General features: G+C 75.9%; 23 protein-coding genes. 7 read left to right on the forward strand and 16 right to left on the reverse strand.

Annotated features, from left to right (window positions below):
• Positions 1-233: 233 nt before the first annotated feature.
• Positions 234-1,886 carry a heparinase II/III domain-containing protein gene (locus EV189_RS09775; protein ID WP_130492687.1) on the forward strand — a complete coding sequence of 551 codons (1,653 nt, stop codon included), beginning with the start codon at positions 234-236 and terminating at the stop codon, positions 1,884-1,886.
• Here the strand turns inward: EV189_RS09775 and EV189_RS09780 are convergent.
• Positions 1,883-3,301 carry a glycosyltransferase family 4 protein gene (locus tag EV189_RS09780; protein WP_165400223.1) on the reverse strand — a complete coding sequence of 473 codons (1,419 nt, stop codon included), beginning with the start codon at positions 3,299-3,301 and terminating at the stop codon, positions 1,883-1,885. The genes EV189_RS09775 and EV189_RS09780 overlap by 4 nt on opposite strands.
• A complete protein-coding gene (locus EV189_RS09785; protein WP_130492689.1) occupies positions 3,298-4,002 on the reverse strand; it encodes a hypothetical protein in 705 nt (234 codons plus the stop codon). Before EV189_RS09785 ends, EV189_RS09780 begins: the two co-directional genes overlap by 4 nt.
• Positions 4,003-4,047: 45 nt before the next feature.
• Here EV189_RS09785 and wecB point away from each other — a divergent pair, with 45 nt between their 5' ends.
• Together wecB and EV189_RS09795 are read left to right on the forward strand one after the other, a co-directional pair.
• Positions 4,048-5,109 (forward strand): non-hydrolyzing UDP-N-acetylglucosamine 2-epimerase, encoded by a 1,062-nt coding sequence (gene wecB, locus EV189_RS09790; protein ID WP_130492690.1) that lies wholly within the window; start codon positions 4,048-4,050, stop codon positions 5,107-5,109.
• Positions 5,110-5,119: 10 nt separating this feature from the next.
• On the forward strand, positions 5,120-6,313 hold the full coding sequence (locus EV189_RS09795) for an MFS transporter (RefSeq protein WP_165400224.1): 1,194 nt from the start codon (positions 5,120-5,122) through the stop codon (positions 6,311-6,313).
• Here EV189_RS09795 and EV189_RS09800 read toward each other — a convergent pair.
• The 9 genes from EV189_RS09800 to EV189_RS09840 are packed head-to-tail and all read right to left on the reverse strand — an operon-like array spanning position 6,310 to position 15,821.
• Positions 6,310-7,200, reverse strand: coding sequence for an NAD(P)H-hydrate dehydratase (locus EV189_RS09800; RefSeq protein ID WP_130492692.1), 891 nt, complete (start codon positions 7,198-7,200; stop codon positions 6,310-6,312). The two genes, EV189_RS09795 and EV189_RS09800, sit on opposite strands and share 4 nt — an antisense overlap.
• Positions 7,190-7,930, reverse strand: coding sequence for a histidine phosphatase family protein (locus EV189_RS09805; protein WP_130492693.1), 741 nt, complete (start codon positions 7,928-7,930; stop codon positions 7,190-7,192). The genes EV189_RS09800 and EV189_RS09805 overlap by 11 nt, the downstream gene beginning before the upstream one ends.
• A gap of 48 nt (positions 7,931-7,978) precedes the next feature.
• On the reverse strand, positions 7,979-9,910 hold the full coding sequence (locus EV189_RS09810) for an FkbM family methyltransferase (RefSeq protein ID WP_130492694.1): 1,932 nt from the start codon (positions 9,908-9,910) through the stop codon (positions 7,979-7,981).
• 55 nt (positions 9,911-9,965) lie between these two features.
• Positions 9,966-10,742: a hypothetical protein gene (locus EV189_RS09815; RefSeq protein ID WP_130492695.1), complete on the reverse strand. Its 777-nt coding sequence runs from the start codon at positions 10,740-10,742 to the stop codon at positions 9,966-9,968.
• 3 nt (positions 10,743-10,745) lie between these two features.
• Entirely contained in the window at positions 10,746-12,455 is a 1,710-nt protein-coding gene (locus tag EV189_RS09820; protein WP_130492696.1) for a glycosyltransferase, read from the reverse strand.
• 12 nt (positions 12,456-12,467) lie between these two features.
• Positions 12,468-13,469 carry a Gfo/Idh/MocA family protein gene (locus tag EV189_RS09825; protein WP_130492697.1) on the reverse strand — a complete coding sequence of 334 codons (1,002 nt, stop codon included), beginning with the start codon at positions 13,467-13,469 and terminating at the stop codon, positions 12,468-12,470.
• The gene (locus EV189_RS09830; protein WP_130492698.1) at positions 13,469-14,545 is read right to left on the reverse strand and encodes a DegT/DnrJ/EryC1/StrS family aminotransferase; all 1,077 of its coding nucleotides are present in this window, start codon (positions 14,543-14,545) and stop codon (positions 13,469-13,471) included. The genes EV189_RS09825 and EV189_RS09830 overlap by 1 nt, the downstream gene beginning before the upstream one ends.
• Positions 14,542-15,180, reverse strand: coding sequence for an acyltransferase (locus tag EV189_RS09835; protein WP_130492699.1), 639 nt, complete (start codon positions 15,178-15,180; stop codon positions 14,542-14,544). The genes EV189_RS09830 and EV189_RS09835 overlap by 4 nt, the downstream gene beginning before the upstream one ends.
• A 50-nt stretch (positions 15,181-15,230) precedes the next feature.
• Entirely contained in the window at positions 15,231-15,821 is a 591-nt protein-coding gene (locus EV189_RS09840; protein WP_130492700.1) for a TetR family transcriptional regulator, read from the reverse strand.
• Positions 15,822-16,152: 331 nt separating this feature from the next.
• Between EV189_RS09840 and EV189_RS09845 the strand changes: the two genes are divergently transcribed.
• From EV189_RS09845 to EV189_RS09855, 3 genes are read left to right on the forward strand one after another with little or no spacing between them, the layout of a single operon-like run.
• The gene (locus EV189_RS09845; protein ID WP_130492701.1) at positions 16,153-17,481 is read left to right on the forward strand and encodes a glycosyltransferase; all 1,329 of its coding nucleotides are present in this window, start codon (positions 16,153-16,155) and stop codon (positions 17,479-17,481) included.
• The gene (locus EV189_RS09850) at positions 17,478-18,062 is read left to right on the forward strand and encodes a hypothetical protein (protein WP_130492702.1); all 585 of its coding nucleotides are present in this window, start codon (positions 17,478-17,480) and stop codon (positions 18,060-18,062) included. The genes EV189_RS09845 and EV189_RS09850 overlap by 4 nt, the downstream gene beginning before the upstream one ends.
• Positions 18,063-18,069: 7 nt before the next feature.
• Positions 18,070-19,695, forward strand: a complete 1,626-nt coding sequence (locus tag EV189_RS09855; RefSeq protein ID WP_130492703.1) for a glycosyltransferase family 39 protein — start codon at positions 18,070-18,072, stop codon at positions 19,693-19,695.
• On the opposite strand, the gene EV189_RS09860 is transcribed toward EV189_RS09855, so the two are convergent.
• Positions 19,692-20,438 (reverse strand): TetR/AcrR family transcriptional regulator, encoded by a 747-nt coding sequence (locus EV189_RS09860; RefSeq protein ID WP_130492704.1) that lies wholly within the window; start codon positions 20,436-20,438, stop codon positions 19,692-19,694. The genes EV189_RS09855 and EV189_RS09860 overlap by 4 nt on opposite strands.
• Before the next feature lie 128 nt (positions 20,439-20,566).
• Between EV189_RS09860 and EV189_RS09865 the strand changes: the two genes are divergently transcribed.
• Positions 20,567-21,508 (forward strand): NAD-dependent epimerase/dehydratase family protein, encoded by a 942-nt coding sequence (locus EV189_RS09865; protein WP_130492705.1) that lies wholly within the window; start codon positions 20,567-20,569, stop codon positions 21,506-21,508.
• Here EV189_RS09865 and EV189_RS09870 read toward each other — a convergent pair.
• From EV189_RS09870 to EV189_RS09885, 4 genes are read right to left on the reverse strand one after another with little or no spacing between them, the layout of a single operon-like run.
• The gene (locus tag EV189_RS09870; RefSeq protein ID WP_130492706.1) at positions 21,498-23,222 is read right to left on the reverse strand and encodes a hypothetical protein; all 1,725 of its coding nucleotides are present in this window, start codon (positions 23,220-23,222) and stop codon (positions 21,498-21,500) included. The two genes, EV189_RS09865 and EV189_RS09870, sit on opposite strands and share 11 nt — an antisense overlap.
• Positions 23,219-24,316, reverse strand: a complete 1,098-nt coding sequence (locus EV189_RS09875; RefSeq protein ID WP_130492707.1) for a glycosyltransferase family protein — start codon at positions 24,314-24,316, stop codon at positions 23,219-23,221. The genes EV189_RS09870 and EV189_RS09875 overlap by 4 nt, the downstream gene beginning before the upstream one ends.
• Before the next feature lie 6 nt (positions 24,317-24,322).
• Entirely contained in the window at positions 24,323-25,180 is an 858-nt protein-coding gene (locus tag EV189_RS09880; protein ID WP_130492708.1) for an ABC transporter ATP-binding protein, read from the reverse strand.
• Positions 25,164-26,072 (reverse strand): ABC transporter permease, encoded by a 909-nt coding sequence (locus tag EV189_RS09885; RefSeq protein ID WP_130492709.1) that lies wholly within the window; start codon positions 26,070-26,072, stop codon positions 25,164-25,166. Before EV189_RS09885 ends, EV189_RS09880 begins: the two co-directional genes overlap by 17 nt.

Genomic DNA, 26,072 nt, shown 5'->3' on the forward strand with positions numbered 1-26,072 from the left:
CTGGCCCGGACCCGTGCGCGCACCCCCGCGCTGCTGCTCGCGCCCGCGCTCCTCGTCGGTGCGCTCGTCGCGCCGGCGCAGGCGTCGGCCGCTCCCCTCGGCGGCTTCGCCTGCCTCGGCGACGCCGGGCTCGACGGCACGGTCGGCAACTCGGTCGGCACGATCGAGGCGGACGAGTTCGCGGCGCCCGGAAAGGCGCTGCGGCGGGTGGGCAACGGCTCCGGCGACATCACGTGGAGCCAGCCCTCCCTCGGCCCGTCGGCGAGACGTGGCTCGAGTCGCTCAAGTGGCTGCTGGTCGGGCTCCCCGACGACCCGCAGGACCCGGACCGGCGACGTGGGACCGACGACGCCGAGGTCACGGCCCACGCGGTCGCGGTCGTCCGGGACTGGGAGCACGACCACCCGCACTGGGAGCAGACCGACCCGTACGGGCCGGACCGGGCGCCCGTCGCCGCCGCGGCGCACCGCCTGCAGTTCCTCGACTGCATGCGCAACGCGGTGGGCGGGTCGGCCTGGCTCGACGCCCTGATCCGGCGCCACGTGGCCTTCCTCGTGGGGACGGACGCGAGCGCGAAGGGCGACTCGGCGACGTACCCGGTGAAGGGCGGGGGCGGCACCGCGCCCCGCTGGCTCGGCCCCACCAACCGCGGGCTCGACCAGAGCCTCGCGGTGCTCGGCGCGGCCTGCGAGCTCGGCCGCCGCGACTGGTACGCCGTGGCCACCCGCCGCATGGGCCGGCACGCCGCGCTGGTCTTCGACCGGCAGGGCGTCAACAACGAGCAGGCGGCGGGCTACGAGTTCTACAACCTCACGCTCTGGGACCTCACCCTGGACCGGCTGCGCAGCTGCGGAGGCGCGTCGGCCAGCCCCCTCGGCGCCCGGCTGCAGGCGGCGGACGCGTTCCTGGCGATGGCGACGCGGCCGGACGGCCACCTCGAGCAGCTCGGTGACACCGAGGACCTCTTCCGCGGGCGGATGGACGGCGGGCAGGAGGAGTACGCCTCGTCGGGCGGCAGCTCCGGCACCCGGCCGACCAGGCTCGTGGGCGTGTACGACAGCACCAACGGCGGCTACGTCCTCGGCCACAGCGGCTGGGGCAGCGCCGACCGGCCGCTCGACCAGGAGTCGTTCTGGTCCTTGCGCTTCGGCAAGGGCCGGATCTACCACGGGCACGACGACCACACCTCGCTCACCTACTACGCCCGCGGCCAGCAGCTGCTCGCCGACGGCGGCCACGCGGGCTACGACAAGGGCGCGTACCGCGACTACCTGCTCTCCCCCGCCGCCCACAACGTCGTGACCGCGGACGCCGCGTTCGACGAGGGCGCGGCGACGCGGCTGACGGCCTCCGACCCGGCCGACGGCGCGTTCACGGTCCGGGACGCGGCGTACAGCGGCGTCGTGCGGCAGCGCAGCATGCTCGCGCTCGTGCCGCCGCAGCAGGACGTCCTGCTCGTCGCCGACACGCTGACCTCGCGGACGGCGCACACCTACACCCAGCTGTGGCACCTCGGGACGAGCTTCCGCGCCACCGTCGCGGGCGGCCGGGCCGCGGCGACCGCGGACGGCACGACGCTCACCGTGCTCCCCGTCACCGTGCCGGGCGCGCGCGCAGCGTCGGTGCGGGTCGTACGTGGGCAGAAGAAGCCCTTGCAGGGCTGGGTGTCCAAGCACTTCTACGAGCACACGCCGACGAGCACGGTCCAGGTGAGCACGAAGGGCACCTCGGCCCTCCTGCTCACCGCCGTCATCCCCTCGGCGGCCGGCTCCGCGGTCTCGGCCAGCGCGGTCGCGAGCCCCGCGGGCGGCTGGGACGTCACCGTGACCACGGGGGCGGGGGACGTCACCGCGCACCTCTCCGCCGCGGGCGTCCTCTCCCGCTAGCCGACGAGCAGGCGGGTCAGCGCGGCCGTCACCCGCGGCAGGTCGAAGCGCTCGAGCGCCTCGGCCTGCGCGGTCGCCGCGAGATCGGCGAAGCGCCCCTCCGCGACCGTCGAGCTGATGCGCTCGGCCATCGCGTCGGCCGTCGGCGTCACCCATCGCGGGTCGTAGATCGTCTCGACGCCGGGCCAGTCGCGCAGCACGGGGACTCCCCCGGAGGCCATGGTCTCGGCCGGGGCCAGGTGGAAGCTCTCGTCGTCGCTCGTCGAGAGCATCCACCCGATCTTGCGCAGCCACAGGCCCACGTCCGGCCCGTACGCGTCGAAGACGACCCCGTCGACGAGCCGCGGGTCGGTGCGGACCCGGTGCAGCGCCGCGTCGTACGCCGCCCGCTCCTCCTCGTCGCGCCAGGCGTAGGGCACGTCCCACACCGGCCGGGACTTCACGAGGAGCGTGAACCGCTCGTCGCGCTCGCGCAGCCGGGCCACGACGTCGAGCGCGAGGTCGAGCCGCTTGCGGCGGGGAACGGCACCCATGAGGCCGAGGGTGTGCTCCGCGCCGGGGAGCTTGGGGCGCGCCAGCACGGCGGCGTCGACGTAGTTGGGCACCACGACGACCTTCTCCGCGGGCCACCCGGTGGTCTGGCGGGTGATGCGCGCGTAGTGCTCGCTGACGCAGACGACGACGTCGACGGCCCTGATGTCGATGGACTTCCACCAGTCGCTGAAGACCTCGGCACGGTGCAGCCGCACGACGAGCCGGGAGCCGGGACGCTTGTGGCGGCTGTAGAACCCGGCGACCGGGCTGGCCCACTCGCAGAACACGACGTCGGCCCACTCCGCGTGCGCGCGGCTCGCCGCCTCGTCCTGCCGGGCGAAGGACGCGACGTGGTCGGTGCGCAGCTCGATCCCGCTGTCGTTGCGCCAGTCCTGCAGCACGCCGTCGAGGAAGTGCAGGGCGTGGCCGGCGACGACGACCTTGAGCGGCCTGTCGCGCCCGAGGAGTGCCTGGTGCTGCGGGAAGGTGCGCGCGAGCAGCTCGGCGAGCGCCGGCCGCAGCGCGTCCGGCTCCCGCCACGGCAGCACGACCGAGCGCTTGGCGACGTCCGCGCATCCGGCGTCCAGCAGACCCCGCGTCGTCTCGTCGGGCGCGACGACCCAGCGAGAAGAGCCCGCTGCTGCTGCGATGCTCGGAGGCGTCGACAGCAGGAGGTCGAGCGGCGAGGCACTCCCGTCGGCGACGGCCCAGATCCTCCCGTCCCACAGGCCCTCCTGCTGCACCTCGGGGAGCTGCCGCTCCCCCGCGAGGACGATGTCCGCCGGCCCGCTGTCGACGACGGTGACGCCCGCGGACTCGAGCGCCGCGCGCCAGACCTGCTCACCGTCGAGGCGCAGGACGGCAGTGGTCGTCCGGCTCACGCTGCAGCCCCCGCGAGCACCGCGGCGGCGTCGGACTCGGCGACGACCGCGTCGAAGAGCTGCTGCAGCGCAGGCCATCCTCCTGCTGCACCACAGAGGACGCGGCGCGCGCCCAGCTCGCCGGCGGCGCTCAGCAGGGCCAGCAGCGCCCGCTCGCGCTCCGGCGCGGCCCAGCTCCCCAGGTGCGCCCAGGGCCCGCTCGCGCCGGCGGACGCGTCGACCACGAGCACCTCGGGCGGGGCGAGCGCGAGGACGGCGAGCGCGTCGTCGGGTCGCAGGACCGTGAGGATCGCGGCCTGCTGCCACTCGGCCACGGCCGAGGGCGGCAGCACGCCCGCGACGACCGGGCGGGTGCGCGGGACGGCCACCACGGCGTACTCCTCGGCGAGGCGGGCGGCGAGACGGTCGGCCGGGACAGCGGTGGCGGCCGGGGGCCCGGCCGGTGCCGGCGGCGGCGGCGGGTCCAGCGGGAGCGGCGCGCTGCTCCCCCGCGCCCGCCAGCGCTTCGCGAGCCGCGCCACCTCGCGGGGCACCGTCACGGGCGCGCGGCGCGGGTCGCGCGCGCCGGCGACGAGCGCCTGCGCGAGCTGCACGGCGCTCGAGCTCTCCAGCCGGCGCAGCCGCGTCCGCACCCGGGCGAGCTCGGCCTCGGTCTCCTGGAGGCGGCGGGCGAGCTCGGCGGTCTGCAGGGGGTCGGCCACGCAGGGAGGCTATCCGGGCGAGCCCTCCCGCTAGGGTGGCGTCCCGTGAAGGTGCTCAGCGTCGTCGGTGCCCGGCCGCAGTTCGTCAAGCTCGCCCCCGTCGCGAAGGCCTTCGAGGGGACCGGCCACCAGCACGTCATCGTGCACACCGGCCAGCACTACGACGCGGTGATGAGCGACGTCTTCTTCGCCGATCTGCAGATCCCCGCCCCCGACGTGCACCTCGGCGTCGGCTCCGGCTCCCAGGGCGTGCAGACCGGCGCCATGCTCGGCGCCCTCGACGCCGTGCTCGAGGAGCACCGCCCGGACTGGGTGCTGGTCTACGGCGACACCAACTCCACGCTCGCCGGCGCCCTGTCCGCGGTGAAGCTGCACCTGCCCGTCGCCCACCTCGAGGCCGGGCTGCGCTCGTTCAACCGGCGCATGCCCGAGGAGCACAACCGCGTCCTCACCGACCACGCCGCCGACCTGCTGCTGCCCCCGACCGAGGTCGCCGTGCGCCACCTCGCCGCGGAGGGGCTGGCGGAGCGGGCGGTGCTCGTCGGTGACGTCATGACCGACGTGCTGCTCCGCGTGCGCGATGCCGTCGCGGGGACCGTCCCGGAGCTGCCCGACGGCGTCGACCCCGCCGGCCCGTACGCCGTGGCGACGATCCACCGCGCCGAGAACACCGACGACCCCGCCCGCCTGCGCGCGGTCGTCGAGCAGCTCGCCGGGCTGCCGCTCCCCGTGGTGCTGCTCGCCCACCCGCGGCTCGTGGCCCGCGCGAGCGCGCTCGGGCTTGAGCTGCGCACCGGGTCGCTGCACCCGACGACGCCGTTCCCCTACCCGCAGATGGTCGCCGCGGTCGCCGGCGCCGCCCACGTCGTCACCGACTCCGGCGGCCTGCAGAAGGAGGCGTTCCTCCTGCGCGTGCCCTGCACGACGCTGCGGACCGAGACCGAGTGGGTCGAGACGGTCGAGCTCGGCTGGAACGTCCTGCGCGGCGACCTCACCGGCGTGGCCGAGGCGGTCACGCGCCCGCGCCCGGCGGACACCGGCGCCACGCCGTACGGCGACGGCCGGGCGGCCGAGAAAGTCGTCGCGACGCTGGCGGAGCGCGCCTAGCCTGGTCCGCGTGCCGGACCGCAGCGTCGCCGCCCTGGCGGCCCTGTCGGTCGGGACGTTCTCCTTCGTCACCTGCGAGTCGCTGCCCATCGGGCTGCTCCCGCTCATGGCGGACGACCTGCACCGCTCGGTCTCCGCGGTCGGCCTGCTCGTCACGGGCTACGGCACCGTGGTCGTGCTCGCGTCGGTGCCGCTGACGCTGCTGACCCGGCGGGCGCCCCGCCGCCCGCTGCTCGCGGGGCTGCTCGCCGTCTTCGTCGTCTCCTCCGCCGCGACCGCCCTCGCCCCGACGTACGCGACGGTGCTCGGCGCCCGCCTGCTCACCGCGCTGTCGCAGGCGCTGTTCTGGAGCATCGTGGCGGCCACCGCTGCGGGGCTGTTCCCGCCGGAGCGCCGGGGGCGGGTGATGGCGACGCTGTTCAGCGGCAGCGCGCTCGGCCCGGTCCTCGGCGTGCCCGCCGGGACCTGGCTCGGCCAGCACGCGGGCTGGCGGGCGGCGTTCGGCGTGCTCACCGCGCTGAGCCTCGCGCTCTGCGTGCTCGTCACGGCCCTGCTCCCCGGCACCACGCCGTACGCTGCCGCCGCCGACCGCGGGGACGCGCCCGACCTGCGCCGCTACGTCGTGCTGCTCGGGGTGACCGCGCTGGCGGTGACCGGGATGTTCACGGCCTACACGTACGCCGCGCCGTTCCTCCTCGACGTGACCGGCTTCCCGCGCAGTGCCCTCAGCGTGCTGTTCCTCGCCTCCGGCGCGGCGGGCATCCTCGGCGCGTCGGTGACCGGAGGGCTGTACGACCGCCGGCCGCGGCTCGCGCTCCTCCTCCCCGTCGCGCTCGAGTGCGGGGTGCTCGCCGCGCTGTGGGCGCTCGGCACCTCACGCCTGGTCACCGTCGCGGCGCTCGTGCTGAGCGGGGCGGCGGGGTCGTCGCTCGCCGCGGCGACCTCGACCCGCGCGCTTCAGGTGGCGCCCGGGCGCACGGACACCGCCTCGTCGGGAGGCTCGACGGCGTTCAACGTCGGGATCACGCTCGGCTCGCTGCTCGGTGGCGCCCTGGTCGCCGGTCCGGGCGTCCGCGCCACGCCGCTCGCGGGCAGCGTGCTCTGCCTGGCCGCGCTCGCGCTGCTGCTGCTGGAGCCGCGGCTCGTCGGGAGCCCGGAGCCGGCCGGGCGGGCTGCAGAGCCTGTGGAGGAGCGGGCCGGCTAGCCCTGCAGCTCGAGCAGGACCTTCGGCAGCTCGGGCGGCAGCTCGCGCGCGAGGAACCCGACGGTCCCCACGGCGGCGGCCAGCCGCTCGCCGGCCCGCTTGTGCAGGTGCGTCGCCCAGACCGCGGCCTGCGCGGGCTCGGCGCCGCGGGCGAGCAGTCCCGCGACCGCCCCCGCCTGCACGTCGCCGGAGCCGGAGACGCCGAGCCCGGGTCCCCCGCTGCCGTCGTGCCAGGTCCGCCCGTCCGGCGCCACGGTCCACGACTCGGCGCCGCCCCCCGTGACGACGGCGCCGGTGCGCCGGACGACCTGCCTGACCGCGGTCCGCGCGTCGTCCACGGCGTCAGGGTCCTGCGCGAGCAGGTAGCCGAGCTCGGGGAGGTTCGGCGTGAGCACCGCGCGGCCCGCGGTCGCGCCCAGCACGCCGGCGTCGGCGCTCACGGGGGCGAGGGCCAGCGCGTCGAGCACGACGGCGGCCTCGTCCCCGAGGGCGTCGAGCAGGGCGCGGACGACCGCGGCCGTCTCGTCCTCGCCGGTCATGCCGGGCCCGAGCAGGACCGCGTCGGCCTGGGGGGCGATCTCCAGCACCTCGGCGAGCCCCGACGGGTCGATGGTGCCGTCGGCGGTCTCCGGCAGCGCGATGACGAGCGCCTCCGGGACCGCCAGCGAGATGCCCGTGGCGACGGAGGCGACGGTGGCGATCTGCAGCTTGCCGGCCCCCGTGCGCAGGGCCGCCTCGGCCGCCAGCAGCACCGCGCCCGGGGTGCGCGACGAGCCGCCGACGACGAGGGTGCGGCCGCGCGCCTCCTTCGACCCGCCCGGTGCGGGCAGCGGCCAGGCGCGCAGGACGCCGGAGGTCACCTCGACGACACCGGGCTCAAGCGACATCGGCGCTCGCGTCCCGCTCGGCGGTGACCCGGGCGCCGGCCTCCACCGGCGCCACCTGGTTGTAGGCCTGCAGCTGGAGCCCCCCGTCGCGCTCGACGTAGGTCGTCAGCCCGCAGTTGGCCAGCGGCTCGTCCGAGGCCAGCTGGAGGACCTGGTGCTCGTCGAGGCCCTCGAGCACGAAGCGGAAGCACATGATGACCGCCTGGTGCGAGACGAGCAGCACGTCCTCGCCGGCGTGGTCCAGGCGCAGGGACTCCACGACGCTGCGCACCCGCAGGCAGACGTCGGTCCACGCCTCCCCGCCCGGCGGGCGGTAGTAGAACTTGCCGAGCCGCTCGCGCCGCCGCGCCTCGTCGGGCAGCAGCTCGCGCACGCCCGCGGAGGTCAGCCCGTCGAAGGCCCCGAGGTCGCGCTCGCGCAGCCGCTCGTCGCGCTCCGCGACGAGCTCGAGACCGGCGGCGCGCACGGCGAGCTCCGCGGTCGAGCGCGCCCGCGCGTACGGCGAGCAGAGGACGACGTCCGGCGCGGGCTGCTGCTCCCCGAGCCACGCGCCGAGCGCCTGCGCCTGCGCGCGTCCGGCGTCGCTCAGGGGGACGTCGGCGTCGCGCACGTCCAGGTCGAGCCGGGAGGCACCCGCCTCGTGCGCGGCGCGGTCGGCGAGGTTGCCGGTGCTCTCCCCGTGGCGCGCGAGGCGCAGGCGGCGCGGCCAGCCGGGAGCGGAGGAGTCCATGCGACTCCCGCTACCCGCCGCGGCGGTCCTCTACCTCCAGCGCTCCCGTCAGGCCTTGATGCCGATGAGCAGCCAGCTCGGGCGCAGCCAGTACAGCCCCTTGAGCTGGATGCGCCACCGGTCGTGGTTCTCCACCCAGGCCTGCATGACGCCGCGGCCTGCGGGCGAGACCTCGAGCACCCCGGGGTCGGGGCAGAAGTCGTGCCAGATCACCGCACCGCCGGAGCGCACGAGGTGCAGGGCCTTGTCCGTGTCCGGCCCCACCACGTCCGGCGTGTGGCCGCCGTCGACGAGGGCGCTGTCGAAGAAGCCCGGACCGAACTCGCGGACGTCGAGCTCGAGGCTGTCGAGCAGCATCTGGTGCACGCGGTCGCCGTAACCCGCGGCGCGGTAGCGCCAGCCGATGCGGTCGCCCGCGTCGCCCGCGACGCCGAGGGGCGGCACGTCGGCGTCGTCGGGGAGGTACTGCGCGCCGTAGACCGTCGAGCCGTTCGCGTCGCGCTCGCCGTCGGGCAGGTTGAGCGTCCACACCTCCGCGTCGCAGGACTCCGCGCAGAGCATCGCGCCGAAGCCCTCCCACGTGCCGAACTCCAGGTGCCGCTTCGGGCGCAGCTGCGAGTAGAGGTAGCGGAACAGCCCCGCCTCGTCGTGCTCGGACTTGAAGCCCGCGACGTCGTAGTCGTAGCGCGCCACCTCCGGCACGTACGCCCGCTCGAAGCCGAGCACCTCGGCCATGCGCTGCACCGGCAGGATCTCGATCTCGCGGCCGGGCACGGGCAGCGCCCGCGGCGTCAGCGCGCAGTCGAGGGCGAAGCGCCGGGTGTCGGCGCGCATCACCGGGGACGGCGTGGTGGCGTGCTCGACGACGCGGGTCGCGCCGAGGCCGAGCAGGCGCACCCCCGCAGCCGTCCCCGAGGCGGCGTCAGCCGCGACGGCGAAGGCGGCGAGCGCCGCTCCGTCGGCGAGCTGGACGCGCGCGGTCTGCGGGTACGGCGCGGCGGACAGGGTGACGACGTCGCTCGCCGGCTCGTCCGCCTCGTCGGCGAGGCAGGCGACGCTGACGCGCCCCACCAGCACCTCGAGCTCGACGTCGACCGCCAGCGGCCCGGACGGCGCGGCCTGGGCGGGGATGGTCAGCGCGCCCGCGGTCGGCACGACCGGCAGGCGCAGCAGGTCGCCCTCGGCCGCCGCGCCGTTGTGCAGGTTCGCGAAGCCCGCGAACACGCCGGACACAGGCTCCTCGGTACGCCCCGGCGGCAGGATCAGCGGCTCGCGGTCGTAGCGCACGGCGATCGCGTCGCGCGGACCGCGCGGGTCCTGCTCCGAGCGCTTGAAGGCGAAGTTCTCCTCGTCGAGGCAGAGCGCCTCGGTGTAGCCGCGGCCGAGCAGCCAGAGCATCGCCTGGCTGACCGACTGCCCGCGCGTGAGCAGCGCGTGGTTGAGCTCGATGACGATCCACGGGTCGAAGCGCTCGATCGTGGCAGCCGCTCCCCGCAGCGCCTCGAGGTCGAAGCCGTCGACGTCGATCTTCAGCACGTCCAGCCGGTCGAGGCCCTGCGCCGCCACCCACGCGTCGATCGTGGTGAAGGGGTAGGCCTGCCGCTCGGGGTCCTGGCCCCAGAGGCGGTAGATCGGCTCCTCCTGCACGCCGGTGCTCGCGCCCACGGCCACCTCGTGCACGGTGACGTTGGTGGCGCCCGCGTGCGCGAGGTTGGCGCGGAGCAGCGCGCTCGTCGCCGTCGGCTCGAAGGCGTGGACGTGCCCCTGCGGCGCCAGCCGGGAGAACAGCGCGCTGTAGACGCCGACGTTCGCGCCCACGTCGAGCAGCACCCAGTCCGGCTGCACGGTGCGCACGTACCACCGCTTCGTCTGCAGCTCGCACTGCCGGTAGTACTCCGCGAAGGAGTCGTAGTACGCCACCAGCTCGACCGGTGCGGACTCCGGCACCAGCGAGCGGACGAGGGGCTGGGGAGCGGTCATGCAGGGGGAGTCGGCGCCCGCACTGCTCCACCTGAGTGGAGCGCGGGCGCTGGCACTACAGGTGCGGCCGGTGCCGGGGGGCGAGGTCGTGCGCCCCGGCGAGCAGCGTGACGTAGCGCTGCTTGCGCTGCTCCCACAGCTCGTCGCGCACCTGCGCGGCGGCGAGCAGCTGGGGGCGGTCGGCGTAGCGCCACCGCGCCCACGGGCTGCCGGCGCGCGCGAGGCGCAGCGCCCCCACCATGCCCACGACCGTCACCGACAGGCTGAGCAGCGCGAGCCACGGCTTGCCCTTGAGCGCGGTGACGACGGTGAAGAGCAGGTTGACGACGACGAGCACGACGACGGCCCAGCGGGTGGTGAGCTCGCGGTCGCCGACCGCCGTCACGCCGTACGGGTTGGCCCCCACGACGAGCATGACGCCGAGGACGACCGCGACGATGACGGCGTCGATCGAGCGGCGGCCCTCGCGCGTCCAGTAGACGTCCTCGAGGTGGAGGATCAGCGCGAACTCGTCGAGCACGAGCCCCGCCCCCACCCCGAAGGCGAGCGCGAGGATGCCGCGCACGTGCCCCGGCTCCGGGACGGTGAAGCCCAGGGCCCCCGTGACGAGCAGCAGCACCACGCCGAAGACCGCGTGGTGGACGTGCACGCCCCCCATCCGCACGTTCCCGAACCACCAGCGCGTCCCGGAGCGGATGAGCCGCGTGCTCGTCCGGATCCCGCCGAAGCCCGCGACCAGCCCGGCGAGCAGGAGGAGGAGCGGCTCCTTGCCGGGGCGGTCGATCTCCCGCTCGTACGCGCGGGCGAGCCAGTCCCAGACGCTGGCGAGCACGGCCTAGCCCTGCGCGACGGCGTCGTCCGCCGGCTGCTCCTCCGCGACCGGGCCGTCGGCGCCGGCGGCCAGGCCGACCTCCGCGTCGTCCCCGAGGAACACGTCGGCACGGGCGTAGTCGCGCAGGGCGACGCGCTGCTCCGGGACCGACTCGTCGACGACCTCGGCGGTGTCGGCGAGCGGGCGGCCGAGGACCGCGGCGTAGACCTCGGCGAGGTGGCGGCGCTGGCCCTCCCAGGAGAACTCCGCGCGCAGCGCCGGGTCGGACACGGCCGCGACGAAGCGCTCCCGCTGGTCCAGCGCCTCGCGGGCGGCGCGGGCGAGGTCGAGCGGGTCCTCAGCGCGGTGCACGGTGCCGAGCCCCCTGGCGGTGACGAACTCCGCCTGGGTGCGCACGTCGCTGACGCAGAGCGGGAGCCCGGCCAGGACGTACTCGAAGAGCTTGTTCGTCATCGCCATCTCGTGGCTGGGGTAGTGCAGGATCGGCACCAGCCCGACGTCGGCGCTCGACAGGAACCCCACGACGTCGCCCGGCGGGACCGGGTCGACGAAGTGGACGCGGTCGGCCACCCCGAGCTCGGCGGCCTGCTCGCGGAGGCGGTCGACGTAGAGGGTGCGGCTGTGCGGGACGCAGTTGACCGCGAGGTGCACGCCGGGCAGGTGGGGCAGCGCGGCGATCGCCGTGTCGACGCCCCGGGCCTTCGTGACGCCGCCGCTGTAGACGAGCAGGGGCACCTCGGCGCCGAGCCCGCAGGCGGCGCGCAGCGAGGGGCCGCCGCGGCGGGCCGCCGCGCTCGCCGACGGGATGTTGAGCACGACGGCGGGGCGCCGCGGGAGCGAGTAGTCCTGCTGCAGCCGGTCGGCGATGGGCTCGGAGACCGTGATGAGCTGCGCCGCCGAGCGGACGAACTCCGCCTCGAGGTCCGCCCAGGCGGCGACGACCCGTCGGGTGCGCCCGCCGTACTGCGACAGGCCGCGGACGTACTCGTGGGCGTCGTAGACCCACGGGACCGTACGCGGCTGCGCGGCCAGCAGCGCCCGGTCGGCCGCGCCCGCGGCGATGCCGACGACCTGCACGTCGTGCGCGTGGATGACGTCGGGGGCGAGCAGGTCGAGCACGGGTCCCATGGCGAGCTCGTAGTCGCCGACCTCGGGCAGCGCGCGCCGCCAGGACGCGGCGACCGGCGTGCGGTGCCAGGCGCCGTCCCAGACCCGCCAGCCCTTGCGCGCGGCGCGGTCGATCTCGCTGCCGGCCTTCGAGCGGGCCTTCACGACGAACCCGCCGCCGACGACCGCCGCCCGCAGCGCGTAGGCGCGGGCCGCCTCGGGGACGGCCGGTGATCCCGCGGCGCGCGCCGCCTTCAACCGCCCGGACGCCGCGCGGCCGGAGCGGGCGACCACGCGCACGCGCGACCACGCGGTGAGCCGGGCGTCCCGGTCGGGGTAGCCGACCGGTGGGCGCCAGCGGCGCAGGGCCTCGCGCCGGGCGCGCCGGGCCTCGCGCAGCCGGTAGTCGACGGGGACGCGGACCACGGTGACGGGTCCGAGCTGCGCGACGCTCGGGCCGGCGTCGCTGGTGATGCCGAGCACGGTGACCTGAAGGCCGAGCGCGGCCACGGCCAGTGCGGTCTTCTTCACCCGGGTGTCGGTCGCGACGTCGTTGCTGACCAGCATGACGACGTGCGGGGCCGCTGCCGGTCCCTGCGGAGCCATGCCGGACCTCGCTCAGACCTGGGGGACGGCCACGGTCTCGCCGGTGTCGGCGGACCGGATGATCGACTCGGCCACGGCGACCGTGGCGAGCCCCTGCCGCATGGTGACGACGCCGGAGACGTCGCGCGAGAGCACCGCGTCGCGGAACGCCGTGTGCTCGGTGACCAGCGGCTCGGGCTTGGCGATCGCGAAGCGGACCACGTCGCCCTCGCTGACCCCGCGGAACTTCGCGATCGAGTCCCACGCGGTCGGCGTTGTGCCGTTGGCGAAGAACGTCAGGTCGGCGGTGAGGGTGTCGGCGACGTACGCCCCCTGCTCGCCGGTGACGATCGTCACCCGCTCCTTCATCGGCGAGAGCCAGTTGACCAGGTGGTTGGTGATCGTGCCGTCGGCGAGCGTGCCGACCGCCGCCACGAGGTCCTCGTGCTCGCGCCCGCTCTGGTGCGCGGTGCGCGCCGCGACGGAGCGGAACTCCTGCCCGGTGACCCACGCGGTGAGGTCGATGTCGTGGGTCGCGAGGTCCTTCACGACGCCGACGTCGGCGATGCGGTTGGGGAACGGGCCCTGCCGGCGCGTCGCCACCTGGTAGACCGCGCCGAGCTCGCCGTGCTCGAGCCGGGAGCGCAGGCTCTGCAGCGCGGGGTTGAAGCGCTCGATGTGGCCCACGGCGCCGACGAGGTCGGCCTGCTCGAAGGCCGTCGCGATCCGCTTGGCGGCGTCGATGTCGGGAGCGAGGGGCTTCTCCACGAGCGTGTGCACGCCCGCCTCGGCCAGCGCGAGCGCCACGTCCTCGTGGAAGCGGGTCGGCACGGCCACGACGCAGAGGTCGACGCCGGTCGCGATGAGCTCCTGCACGCTGCCGAGGACGGCCAGCGGCCCGGCCACGCCGTGGGGGTCGCCGCCCGGGTCCGCGACCGCGACGAGCTCGACGCCCGGCAGCGAGCGCAGCACGCGCGCGTGGTGCCGGCCCATCATGCCGAGCCCGATGAGCCCGGCGCGGAGCACCGCGGCCATCAGGCGCCGGCCTTCGCGCACGCGTTGACCGCGGCCACGACCGTCTCGAGGTCGTCCTGCGACAGCGAGGGGTGCACCGGGATCGAGAGCACCTCGCGCGCCGCGCGCTCGGTCTCGGGCAGGTCGAGCTCGAGGCCGAACGACGGCAGCCGGTGGTTGGGGATCGGGTAGTAGACGCCGCAGCCGACGCCGTGCTCCTCGCGCAGCGCCTGGGCGAAGCGGTCGCGGTCCCCGGGCACGCGGATCGTGTACTGGTGGTAGACGTGCGTCGCGCCGTCGGCCACCGGGGGCAGGCCGACGCCCTCGATCGACTCGTCGAAGAACCGCGCGTTGTCCTGCCGCTGCTTCGTCCAGCCGGCGAGCTTGGTCAGCTGCACCCGGCCGATGGCGGCGTGGATGTTGGTCATGCGGTTGTTGAGCCCCACGAGCTCGTTCTCGTACTGCTTCTCCATGCCCTGGTTGCGCAGCAGCCGGACGCGGCGGGCGACGTCGCCCTCGCAGGCCACCATGCCGCCCTCGCCGGAGGTCATGTTCTTCGTCGGGTAGAGGCTGAACATCGCGAACGTCCCGAAGCTGCCGACGGGACGGCCCTGCCACGAGGCGGCGTGCGCCTGCGCGGCGTCCTCGAAGACCATGAGCCCGTGGCGGTCGGCGACCTCCTGCAGGCGCGTCATGTCGGCCGGGTGGCCGTACAGGTGCACCGGCATGACGCCCTTGGTGCGCGGCGTGACCGCGGCCTCGACGGCGGCCGGGTCGAGGCAGAAGGAGCCCGCCTCGATGTCGGCGAAGACCGGGGTCGCGCCGGTCAGCGCGACGCTGTTGGCCGTGGCGGCGAAGGTGAACGACGGGACGATGACCTCGTCGCCCGGGCCGATGCCGGCGGCGAGCAGGCCGAGGTGCTGCCCGCTGGTGCCGCTGTTGACCGCGATGCACGTGCGCCCGCCGACCACCTGGTCGCCGAACTCCTGCTCGAACGCCGCGACCTCGGTGCCCTGGGCGAGCTGCCCCGTGGCCAGCACCCGGTCGACCGCGGCGCGCTCCTCGTCGCCGATGATCGGCTTGGCTGCGGGGATCATGCGCCCTCCTCGGTCTCGCCGGGTCCGTCGGACGTCGCGTCCTCGGACAGTACGCCGTCGTGCTCGACGTAGCCCTCGCCCGTGCGCGGGCAGCGCCAGCGCCCCTCGCCCGCCGGCTCGAGGGGCTCGCCGGCCTTCCCGACCCACCGCAGCCGCTTGGCCGGGACCCCGGCCACCAGCGCGAAGTCGGGCACGTCCTTCGTCACCACGGCCCCGGCGGCGACGAGCGCCCAGCGCCCGATCGTCACCGGCGCGACGCAGACGCTGCGGGCCCCGATCGAGGCGCCCTGCCGGACCGTCACGCCGACGGCCTCCCAGTCGTCGCCGCGCTTGAGCGAGCCGTCGGGCGCGACCGAGCGGGGGTAGTGGTCGTTGGTGAAGACGACGGCGGGCCCGACGAACACGCCGTCCTCGAGCACGGCCGGCTCGTAGACGAGGGCGTAGTTCTGCAGCTTGCAGCGGTCGCCCAGGCGCACCCCGGACCCGACGTACGCGCCGCGCCCGACGATGCACTCGCGGCCGATCACGGCCCCCTCGCGCACCTGCGCGAGGTGCCACACGCTGCTGCCCTCGCCGATCTCGGCGCGCTCGTCCACGTCCGCGGACGGCTGGATCCGTACGTTGGTGTGCGGCATGCGGCGCAGGACTCCTGGGCGCTCGAGCGGAGGCGGACCGGTCAGCGAGGCTAACAGGGCGCGGCCGCCGGAGGACCTCCGCCACGAGGGCGCAGGGCGTCGTGCAGCAGCCGCACCACGCGCTCGCGCACCTCCGCGGGGGCACCGGGGGCGCCCGAGGCACCGGAGAGCCCGGCGAGCGCGGGCAGCAGCGCGAGGACGTCGTCGAGGGCCAGGTCCGCCCGCAGCTCGCCGCGCCGACGACCGTCCTCGACCAGCAGCTCCAGCGCTCCACCCAGCTCGCGCACGACCCGCTCTCCGCCCGGCACGTGCGGCTCCAGCCGCACGGCGAGGGCGACGTCCCCTCCGTGGGCGAGCTCCTCGAGCAGGCCCAGCAGTCCGCGCGGGGCGCGGCCGGACCAGTCGGGGTGGGCACAGCGCACGGCGGCGGCGTGCACCGCAGCGGCGGCGGACGCGTGCACCTCCTCCACCATCTGCTCACGCCCGTCCCACCGGGTGTAGAACGCACTCCTCCCCACGCCGGCACGCCGCACGACCTCGCGCACCGGTGCCCGCGCGTCCTCGAGCAGTGCCGACCGGGCTGCGCGGACGAGCGCCGCCCGCGTGCTCTCGCCCGTCCATCCCCACGTCTGCGCAGCCACTCCGCGACGCTAGGCGTCCCGCTGCGCGGCCGCGCGCGACCGTCCACAGGGCGCACCAGGGGCCCGTCATCCACAGATCCTCGCGAGCCCGTCGGCTCGCGCTCCGAGCGGCAGCCAGGTCTCTCCCGGGAGCGGAGCGCTCTGCTCCACTACGCCGTACGGAACGCTCCGCTCCCGGGACAGGGCACTTGCGCCCGGGGCGAGGCGCACTGCCCCCCTGGCGGTCACCGTCCCCCCGCCACGGCGACCTGCACCGGGACCGACGGCCGTCGCCGCTACGCTCGGGCGGCGGAGCGGGCGAGCAGCCGGCCGGTCGAGCAGGAGGAGCGGGATGGGGCAGCGGCCGCACGTGCTGTACGTCGCGTGGGGCTTCCCGCCGTGCCGCAGCGGCGGGACCTACCGCGCGCTCGCGACCGCCAACGCCCTCGCCCGCGGGGGCTTCGACGTGACGGTGCTCACCTGCGAGCGCGAGGTCTTCGAGCGCTACACCGGCGTCGACGCCTCGCTGGAGCCCGAGGTCGACCCGCGCATCCGCGTCGAGCGGGTGCCCTTCACCTGGCCCGCGCTGGAGCCGGACCTCCGGGAGTGGTCGCTGCTGCGCGCGGTCTCGCCGCCCGCGTGGTCGCGGCTGCGGCGCACGCTCGACCAGCGCCCGTTCCCGGAGCCGACCTACGGCCCGTGGCGGCCGGTGATCGAGCAGGCCGCGGAGCGGATCCACCGCGAGCGCCCCGTCGACCTCGTCGTCGCGACGGCCAACCCGCACGTGGCCTTCACCGCGCCGCTCCACCTGCACGACCGCTTCGGCGTGCCGTTCGTCGCGGACTACCGCGACGCCTGGTCGTTCGACGTCTTCACAGGCAAGGTCCTGCACACGCCGGAGTCCCGCGAGGGCCGCTGGGAGGAGCGGGTGCTCGCCGGCGCGCGGGAGGTGTGGTTCGTCAACGAGCCCATCCGCGCCCGGCAGGCGGCCGAGCACCCGGAGCACGCGGCGAAGCTGCACGTGGTCGCCAACGGCTACGACCGCGCCTTCGTCGCGGAGGGGGTCGAGCGGCGGCCCGACCCCGAGGCCGGCCTCGTGCTCGGCTACATCGGCACGATCTCCCGCCAGGTCCCCGTCACCGAGCTCGTCGAGGGCTGGCGGCTCGCCCGGGAGTCGAGCGAGGTGCTGCGCCGCTCGACGGTCGCCCTGCACGGCTACATCGGCCACAACGCGCCGCTCCCCGCGGTGCAGGCGGCGATCGCGGCCGGCGCTGACGCGGGCGTGGACTACCGGGGGCCGGTGCCGAAGGCGGAGGTCCGGCGGGCGTACGACGGGTTCGACGTGCTCCTGCTCGTGCTCGGCACGGGGACCTACGTCACCTCCGGCAAGGTCTACGAGTACCTCGCCACCGGGCTGCCGGTGGTCTCCGTGCACGACCCCGGCAACGCCGCGACCGAGGTCGTCCGCGACTACCCGCTGTGGTTCCCGTGCGCCTCGCTCGAGCCGGCCGACGTCGCCGCGGCCCTGCGCGCCGCCGCCGACGCCGCGCTGACGGCGAGCGAGGAGGTCCGCCGCCAGTGCGTGGAGTTCGGCCGGCAGTTCACCCGCGAGGGCCAGCTCGACCCGCGGGTGGCCGCCCTGCTCGCCTCGGTGCAGCAGGAGACGGCGGTGGCGTCGTGACGCTGCGCGTCGTGCTCGTCCTCGGCGGACCGCGCCTCGCGCGGGGGCCGCTGCTCGAGGCCCTGCAGGGGGTCGCGGCCGCGGGCGCCCGGGCCGACGTCGTCAGCTGGCGCGCCCTGGACGACGAGCTGCGCGCGGCCATCGCGGCGACCGGCGGTGCCGTCGTGCTGCCGGGCACGGCAGCACCGCTCGCCCCTCCCCGCCCGCCGGGCGGCAGCCTCCCCGCCCTGCCCGCCGCCGCCGGCCGCGTGCAGGCCGCGCTCGGCTGGCGCTGGCGGCGGCTGCGCAAGCGGCTGACGATGAGCGGGGCCGTACCCAGCGGCGCGACCTCCCTGCCCGCGCGGTTGCTGGCGCGGGCGACGGGCCAGGTCGTCCCCCCGAGCATCGGGTTCGCCCGGACGGCGGGCTCGTCACCGGAGGCGCGCGCGCTGCTCGCCCTGGCCGACGTCGCCGTCGCCGTGGACCGGGACGCCGCGCTGACGGTCTGGCGGCTCGCCCGCCGGCGGCCGGACGTCACGGCGGTCAGCGGTGTCGCCGCCCTGGCTCGGGTGCCGCTCGGGCCGGTCCAGCCCGGGCCGTGACGCGCGGATGACCACGGTCCTCGCGCAGACCGCCCGGGGCCGGCACGCGCGCGACCCGCACCCGCAGGGACGACTGCTCGGCCGCGGGGTCGACCTGCTGCTCGTCGTCGTCGCGGTGGCCGTGCACCTGCGGGTGCAGTGGCTGGTGCGCCCCGCGCCGCACTGGGGCGACGCGAGCGACGTCTACGACTTCGCCCGCTCCTGGCCCGACGTGGGCAGCACCCCGAACCACCACGCCATGCGCATCGGCTCGCTGCTGCCCGCGCGGCTGGCGATCGACTGGTTCGGCCCCGGGCAGTGGGCGTTCTACGCCTGGCCGGTGGTCACCGGCGCGCTGCTCGTCGCCGCGACGTACGTCCTCGCCCGGCTGCTCGGCGGCCGCGCGGTCGCCGTGGCCGCGACGGTCGCCGTCGTCGCGCTGCCCGCGCTCGTCGAGACGAGCAGCGGCGCGGTGCTCACCTCCTGGCAGCTGCTGCCGGACGTGCCGTGCGCGGCGCTGCTCACCACGACGTACGCCGCGCTGGCCGCCGCCTCGCGCACCCGCCGGCAGGCCCCGTGGCTCGTGCTCGCGGGGCTCGCGCTGGGCTGGGCGTACCTCTGCCGGGAGTACGCCGTGCTCGCCTTCCCCGCGGTGCTCGGCGCACTGATCGCGCTGGGGATCCCGTGGCGGCGGTGGCTCTGGGGCGTCGTGCCCGTGCTCGCCTGCTTCGGGCTCGAGCTGTGGAACGACCAGCGGGCGTACGGCAAGCCGCTCGCGCGCTGGACCGAGGCGGCCGGGCACGGCTCGGACGGCGGCGGCGCGACCACGCGGGCGGACGCCTGGCGCGGGTTCGCGGACGCGATGACGACCGTCCCGCGCGGGACGACGGTGGTGGTGCTCACCGTGCTCGCCGTCGCCGGACCGGTGCTGCTGCACCGCCAGCGGCGCGTCGCGCTGGCGCCGGCCCTGCACGTCGCGTGCTTCTGGCTGGGGCTGACCCTGCTGGGCGGCGTGCTGCACCCGGCGACGCCGTCGCTGCGCATCGGGATCCTGCGCTACTGGCTGCCGCTCGTCCCGCTCGCCCTGGTCGGCGGTGCGCTGGTGCTGGTCTCGACCGTGCGCTGGCTGGTCTCGTGGCTCCCCCGCCCGGCTGCCAGGGTGGTCGTCGCGGCCGCCGTGGTCGGCGCCCTGGCGTGGTACGCCGTCCCCGCCTCCGACGACGTCTCGTCCACGACCAGCGAGGACGTCTCCTGGTCCCGGCTGCGCACCTGGCTGCACGACGAGGAGCCGGACGGCGTGCTGCTCGAGTGCCGGGCGGCGCGCGTGCTCGGGACCTACTACCGCTACGAGCCGCGCGGTGGGGCGACCGCCTTCGACAGCAGGGTGAGGGCGCTCGGGCACGACTACACCTCCCCCACGACGGCCTCCCAGCTCAAGCAGCAGTGCTTCCGCAGCTACGTCCTCGCGAGCGCCTTCCCCGGCTTCGACGTGCTCGTCATCACCCCGACCGGCCCGACCGGGCAGAACGGCGTGCCGTTCAGCGACGCGCAGCTGCAGGAGAAGGGCTGGACCCGCGCGTGGCGGCAGGCGCCGCTCGACGTCTGGGTCGCGACCGGCTCCGCGCTCGCGCAGCGCCTGCGCCTGCAGCCCTAGCCGCCCTGCTCCGGCACGACGAGCCCCGCCGTCGCCGCGACCCACCGCACCGCCGCGTCGAACCACGTGTCGACGTCGGTCACGGTGCCGACGAGGTGCCCGAACTGCTCCGCGGTGCAGGCGCCAACCAGGCTGGTCATGAGCACGAGGCTGCGCTCGGGCAGGTCGCCCCACTGCGCCCGCAGCTCCCCCGGGTCCACCCCCTCCCCGACGGCGGGCGCGGCGACGGCGAGCATCCCCTCCGAGGCCAGGCTCACGGGCAGCGGGGAGGGCAGCTCGGCGAGCGCGCCGGACGCGGCCGCGTCGCCGAGGATGCGCACCAGCACGAGCGTGCTGCGAACCGCGGGCGCGACGGTCTCGCGGGGGGCGGCGTACCCCGGTACCGGTGAGCCGTAGACCAGGGCGAACTCGTGCGGGTGTGCTCCGGCCCAGGCCCGGAAGGCGCGGGCGGCGGCGAGCCACCGCTCCCCCGGCGAGCTCCCCCGCTCGCGGGCGGCGGCATCGGCCTGCTCGACCGCCTCGCCCAGGGCGTCGTACGTCTCGACGATGAGCGCGGTGAGCAGCTCGTCGCGGCTGGCGAAGTAGCGGTAGACCGCCGACGACACCATGCCGACGTCGCGAGCGACGGCGCGCAGGCTCAGGGCCGCGGCTCCGGAGCTCGCCAGCTGCGCACGGGCCGCGTCGAGGATCGCGGCGGTGAGCTCCGCTCGGACGCGGGCGCGGGCGGTGACGGGAGCGCTCATGGGCACCAGGGTGCCACATCTGCGAGCACCAGTCGCGGACGAGAGCACCGCTCTTGACACACCGTCCGACTCCTGCCACTCTCGACCCGTCAGAGAGCACCGCTCTCGTCACGGAACAGGAGTCTCACATGAGCACCTCGGTCATCCTCGGCAAGGGCCCCGTCGGCAGCGCGGTCGCCCGCCTGCTCGTCGAGCGCGGCGACCACGTCCGCGTCGTCTCCCGCTCGGGCGGGCGCAGTGAGGGCGGGGTGGAGCACGTGCAGGCCGACGCAGGCTCCCCGGGCGTGCTCGCCGCGGCGTCCGCCGGTGCGGTCGCGGTCTACAACTGCGCCAACCCGGCCTACCACCGCTGGCCGGTCGACTGGCCGCCGCTCGCCGCCGCACTGCTGGAGGCCGCCGAGCGCACGGGCGCCGTGCTGGTGACGACCGGCAACCTCTACCCGTACGGGCCGGTGGACGTCCCGATGACCGAGGCGCTGCCCGACGCCGCGACGGACACCAAGGGCCGGATCCGTGCGGGCATGACCGCGGAGGCGATGGCGCTGCACCGCGCCGGCCGCATCCGGGCGGTGGAGGTGCGCCCGTCGGACTTCTACGGCCCCGGCGTCGCCGCCAACGGCCACCTCGCCGAGCGGGTCGTGCCCCCGCTGCTGGCCGGCAAGGCGGCGAGCGTCATCGGTGACCCCGACGTCCGGCACAGCTTCACCTACGTGCCCGACGTCGCCCGCGCGCTGGTCACGGCGGCGGACGAGGAGCGTGCCTGGGGCCGGGTGTGGCACGTCCCGACGGCGGCGCCCGTCTCCCGCCGGGAGGCCGTGACCGGCCTGGCGGCGGCGGCCGGGGTTCCCGCACCCGCCGTGCGGAGCATGCCGTGGGGCGTCGTCCGCGCGCTGGGGGTCGTCGCCCCGCGACTGCGCGAGGTGGGGCGGCTGAGCTACCAGTGGGAGCGGCCGTACGTCCTCGACGGCTCGGCGTTCGAGCGGGAGTTCGGCCTGGCCCCGACCCCGATGGACGAGGGCTTCGTCGCGACCGTCGACTGGTGGCGCGGCCGGGCGAGCGTCAGCGCGTGAGCCAGCGCCCGAGGACGCGGGCCGAGACGCGGCCGTCGTGCAGGGCCCGGGCGAACGCCGGGCCCTGCGCGGCCAGCGCGGCCGAGCCGGCACGGTCGGCGAGGGCGGCGCGGAGCACCTGCTCGACGGTGTCCGGCGTCGTCTCGAGCACCGGCACGGGGAGCGGGAGACGCCGCCGCACCCGGGCGTGGACGTGCCCGAGCACGAGGCGTCCGGCGGCCATCGCCTGGATCGAGAGCGTCGCGTAGTTGCCGAGCACGACGTGGTCGATGAGGACGTCGGCCTCGCGCAGCGCGGCCGGCACCTCCGGCGGGGGCAGGGTGCCGTAGCGGCGGTACTCCAGCAGCCCCTCGTCCTGCAGCCGGAGCAGCACCGGCTCGATCGCGTCGGTGCCCTTCCAGCGCGGGTTGGTCGGGGCGTGGACGACGACGGGGACGGCGCGCTCCAGCACGGGCGGCGCCACGGCGAAGTCCTCCTCGGCGACGACGATCGGCAGCCACTCGGCGAACGGCACGGAGTCGAGCAGGTCGGGGGTCGCGACGAAGACGGGTCCGCCGACACCGCCGAGCAGCCGGACGTTGCGGTCGGAGGTCTCCTGCAGGCGCGCGACGTCGGCGTGCTCCGGCCCGTACGGCGCGTGCTCGTAGAGCGCTCCTGCCGCGCGCGGCGACCGGACCTCCGAGCCGTGGCAGAGCACGGCGACCGAGACGCCCGCGCGGCGCAGCGCGGCGAGGTCGCCGCTGATGACGGAGCCGTTGAGCAGGCCGAGCAGCGGGCGCAGCGACTCGGACAGCGCGTGCGTCCACGACAGCGGGCGCGGGAGCCACTCGCGCTGCCAGTCGAGCGAGGCCCACTCGTCCTCGGTCGGCGTCACGTCGGCGGGGAACGCGAAGCTCGCCCGCTGCACCGCGACGACGTCGACCTGCGCACCGAGCTCGCGGCGCACCGACTCGGCCCACGCCCAGCCCTGCCCGGCGAAGTTCGCGGGCCCGATGCCGAGGCGCACGCCCTCGGCGCGCCGCTCCTCCTCCTCCTCCTCCTCGGGCGCGGGGGCGGCCGGCACCCCGAGCCCGTGCAGTGCTGCGGGCAGGTCGTCGCGCACGCGCGTGGCGCGTCCGGCCCAGCGCCGCTCGAGCACGGTGAGCACCTCGTCCCGCGCCCCCTCGGCGACGCGCTGCGGCAGCGGCCCCGGCACGTACGCCGTCGGCAGCCCCAGCCGCGCGGCCACCACGAGCGCGACCGGCCCGGAGGCGAGGAGCGCGGTCGCGCCGAGCGCGGCGACCTCCGGCTCGAGGGCGTCGGCGTACGCCTCGACCAGGTCGAGCCCCGCGAGCACGTCGGCGCGCGGCAGCTCCTGCTCGCGCGCCCTCTCCATCACTCGGCGCAGGGCCTTGCCCTCGGCGACGAGCCGCAGCCGGCGACGGTCGGCGCGCCCCGCACCCCCGGCCTCGAGCTCGCGGCGCTCGGCGTCGAGGACGTAGAGCCGGTCGGCGAGCGCCTTCTGCTGCTGCGCGGCCGGGCGCGCGGGCGGCGCCGGCGGGGCGACCCGCACCCACCGCTCCCCCGACGCGGTCGTCCCGGCCGCCCGCGAGCCGACGGGCGTGACGAAGACGGACGCGGTGCCCCAGCCCGCGGCGCGGGCGAGCGCGCGGGCCTCCGCGGCGGTGTCGTCGTAGCCGAGCCGGGCGTCCCAGACGGTCGCGAGCAGCGTCACGCGGGGCCCCTCCCGGCGAGCCGGGCGATCGCGCCGGCGAGGTCGTCGTACGCCGAGGGACCGTACAGGTTCGCCTGCGCCCAGCGGAGCGCGGCACCCCGCAGCTCGTCGAGCTCTGGGGGGTCGGCCGACCAGCGCTGGAGCGCCGCGGAGAGCTCGGCAGCCGAACCCACCAGCACGCCGGCGCCCGACTCCTCGACGAGCGCCGCGGTCCGCGGCAGCGGGGTGGCAGCGACGGCGAGGCCGCAGCCGAGGAACTCGTAGAGCTTGGTCGGCACGGCATCGCGGAAGGCCGGGGTGTCCTCGAGCAGGACGAGCCCGCACCACGCGCCGGCCGCGAGCGCCCACGCCTCGCGCGGCGGCATCCGGCCGTGGAGGCGCAGCCGCTCCCCCAGCCGGTCCTCCCAGCCGGCGAGCTCGTCGCGGTCGGCGGCGGCGACGGGCCCGACGAGGTCGAGCGTCCAGTCGTCGGTGGCCGCGACGGCCTCGACCATGGCGAACAGCCCCCGCGAGCGGCGCAGGTCGCCGACGTGCAGGGCACGTGGGCGCTCCTCCCGCGGCGCGGGCGCGGGGAGGTAGCCGCCGTCGGGCAGGTTGCGCACCACCCGCCGGTCGCGCGCCTCCAGCGGCGGTACGTGGCCGTCGGCCACCACGGTCACGTCCGCGCGGCGGGCCAGCGCGGTCGCGGCGGCGACGACCCCCTGCGCGACCCGTCCGACGAGCCCGCGCGCCCAGCTCCGGTCGGCGAGCAGCCGGGCGTAGTCCTCGTGCACGTCGACGACGAGCCGACGGCGGCGGACGAGCCGGGCGAGGGCGGCCGAGGGCACCGGGTCGGGGTCGACCAGGAGCAGCACGCGCCCGCGTGCCCGCCAGGGCAGCAGCGCGGCGTCGAGCGCCCGGCGGACCAGTGAGCCGCGCGGGTGCGCCACGACGGAGACCAGCCCGGGCGGCGCGTCGGCCGCGTCGCCGAGCCCGCGCAGCTCGACCGCGAGACCGGCGCGCACGAGTGCCGCGCACAGCCGGTGCAACCGCGCGTCGGCGACGTCGTGGCCGGAGCTGACGAGCGAGACGTCGACCACGCTGACCTGGACCACGTGCGGCTAGAGGTCCTCGTCGGAGACCACGGAGCCCTGCACGCCCATGAACTCCTCGTACGCTCGCACGATGTGCCCCGGCTGGCCCCACTTCATGAGCTTGCCCTCGTGCAGCCAGATCGCCTCGTTGCACAGCTTGCGGATGCTCGCCAGGCCGTGCGTGACGAGCAGCACGGTGCGCGAGGTGTCCTCCACGACCAGCTCGTTCATCTTCGCCTCGGCGCGCTGCTTGAACTTCGCGTCGCCCGCTGAGAGCGCCTCGTCGACGATGAGGACGTCGGGCTCCATGTGGACGGCGACCGCGAACGCCACGCGCGAGTACTGGCCCGACGAGTACGTCCGCATCGGCCGCTCGAGGATCGGCATCGGCACGCCGGTGAAGTCGGCGATCTCCTCGAACCGGCGCTCGATCTCCTGCCGGCTCAGACCCGCAGCGAGCCCGCCCAGCAGGATGTTCTCGCGCCCGGAGAGCTGGCCGTTGAAGCCGACGCCGAGCGCGAGCAGCGTGGACACGCGGCCGCGGACGGTGATCCGCCCCTTGGTGGGCGGCAGGATCCCGGCGACCGCGCGCATCAGCGTGGACTTGCCGGCGCCGTTGGCCCCGACGACGCCGAGGACCGCGCCGGGCATGACGTTGACCGAGACGCCCTTGAGCGCCTCGACCTCGTAGACCTCGCGCCCGCGGCGCTGGCGCAGGTCGGCGGCGAGCCGCTGCTTGAGGTCCTGCCGAGGCAGCCGGGCCTTCTCCGCGCGGGTCAGCTGGGGGCGCTCGACCGCCACGCGGTACGTGATCGAGAGGTCCTCGATCGAGATGGCCGGGGCGTGCGTCGTCCGGCGCGCCTGGAGGTCAGAGACGGAAAGCAAACTCGCGCTCCCGGGAGACGAAGAAGAACCAGCCGACGAGGAAGGCGCCCACCGCCCAGAGCGTGCCGCCCACCCACCAGGTCAGCGGCTCAACGGTGCCCTGGACGAGCAGCTCGCTCCAGCAGGCCATGATCCAGAACAGCGGGTTGATGGGGTGGGTCCAGCCCGGGAAGTGGCTGACCTGCAGGAGGACCGGCGAGAGGTAGAGCCAGATCCGCGTGGCGTAGGGCAGGAACGCCGAGGTGTCCCGCACGAAGACCTGCAGCGTCGAGAAGAACAGCGCGAGGCCCGCGCCGAGCAGCGTCATCTGCACGACGCTCACCAGTGCGAGGAGGAGGTGGGGCCCGATCGGGCGCCCGGCGATGACGTGGACGACGGCGTACACCAGCAGGGTGGGGAGGAAGCGCCAGAACGCCACGAGCGTCGAGGCCAGCGGGAGCAGCACGCGGGGGAAGGCCGTGTTGATGAGCAGCTTCCCGGCCTTGGTCACCGACTTCGTGCCCTGGTTCATCGCGCCGGTCACGAAGTAGTAGGCGAACAGCCCGGCGAGCAGGTGGGCGAAGTAGGTGGGCCCCTGGCCCTGGTGGACGTGCTCGACGACCCTGTGCCCGTCGACGACGACGGTCTTGGTGACCGTGCGCGTCGAGAGGACGTTGACCAGGATGAAGTAGACCGAGCCCAGCAGCAGCGGGTTCAGCACCAGCCACACCTGCCCGAGCACCGTGTCCACGTTCTGCGTGTGCAGCTCGGACCGGGCGTACTCGACGGCGAACTCGCGCCGCTTCCAGAGGTCGCGGAGGTACTTGCGCTGGGGCGGGACGCCGACCTTGTGCGGTTCGTAGACGTGCACCTCGGCGGAGGTCTCCACCCGCGGTTCGGCGACCTGAGCCAT

Origin of the sequence: Motilibacter rhizosphaerae (genome assembly GCF_004216915.1) — a bacterium.
Classification (GTDB): domain Bacteria; phylum Actinomycetota; class Actinomycetes; order Motilibacterales; family Motilibacteraceae; genus Motilibacter; species Motilibacter rhizosphaerae.

What these genes read in the sequence shown, in the direction of transcription:
- EV189_RS09860 (WP_130492704.1), bottom strand. Translation starts at nt 20,438, where the DNA reads ATGAGCGCTCCCGTCACCGCCCGCGCCCGCGTCCGAGCGGAGCTCACC.
- EV189_RS09885 (WP_130492709.1), bottom strand. Translation starts at nt 26,072, where the DNA reads ATGGCTCAGGTCGCCGAACCGCGGGTGGAGACCTCCGCCGAGGTGCAC.
- EV189_RS09855 (WP_130492703.1), top strand. Translation starts at nt 18,070, where the DNA reads ATGACCACGGTCCTCGCGCAGACCGCCCGGGGCCGGCACGCGCGCGAC.
- EV189_RS09825 (WP_130492697.1), bottom strand. Translation starts at nt 13,469, where the DNA reads ATGGCCGCGGTGCTCCGCGCCGGGCTCATCGGGCTCGGCATGATGGGC.
- EV189_RS09810 (WP_130492694.1), bottom strand. Translation starts at nt 9,910, where the DNA reads ATGACCGCTCCCCAGCCCCTCGTCCGCTCGCTGGTGCCGGAGTCCGCA.
- EV189_RS09830 (WP_130492698.1), bottom strand. Translation starts at nt 14,545, where the DNA reads ATGATCCCCGCAGCCAAGCCGATCATCGGCGACGAGGAGCGCGCCGCG.
- EV189_RS09835 (WP_130492699.1), bottom strand. Translation starts at nt 15,180, where the DNA reads ATGCCGCACACCAACGTACGGATCCAGCCGTCCGCGGACGTGGACGAG.
- EV189_RS09800 (WP_130492692.1), bottom strand. Translation starts at nt 7,200, where the DNA reads ATGTCGCTTGAGCCCGGTGTCGTCGAGGTGACCTCCGGCGTCCTGCGC.
- EV189_RS09820 (WP_130492696.1), bottom strand. Translation starts at nt 12,455, where the DNA reads ATGGCTCCGCAGGGACCGGCAGCGGCCCCGCACGTCGTCATGCTGGTC.
- EV189_RS09805 (WP_130492693.1), bottom strand. Translation starts at nt 7,930, where the DNA reads ATGGACTCCTCCGCTCCCGGCTGGCCGCGCCGCCTGCGCCTCGCGCGC.
- EV189_RS09845 (WP_130492701.1), top strand. Translation starts at nt 16,153, where the DNA reads ATGGGGCAGCGGCCGCACGTGCTGTACGTCGCGTGGGGCTTCCCGCCG.
- EV189_RS09865 (WP_130492705.1), top strand. Translation starts at nt 20,567, where the DNA reads ATGAGCACCTCGGTCATCCTCGGCAAGGGCCCCGTCGGCAGCGCGGTC.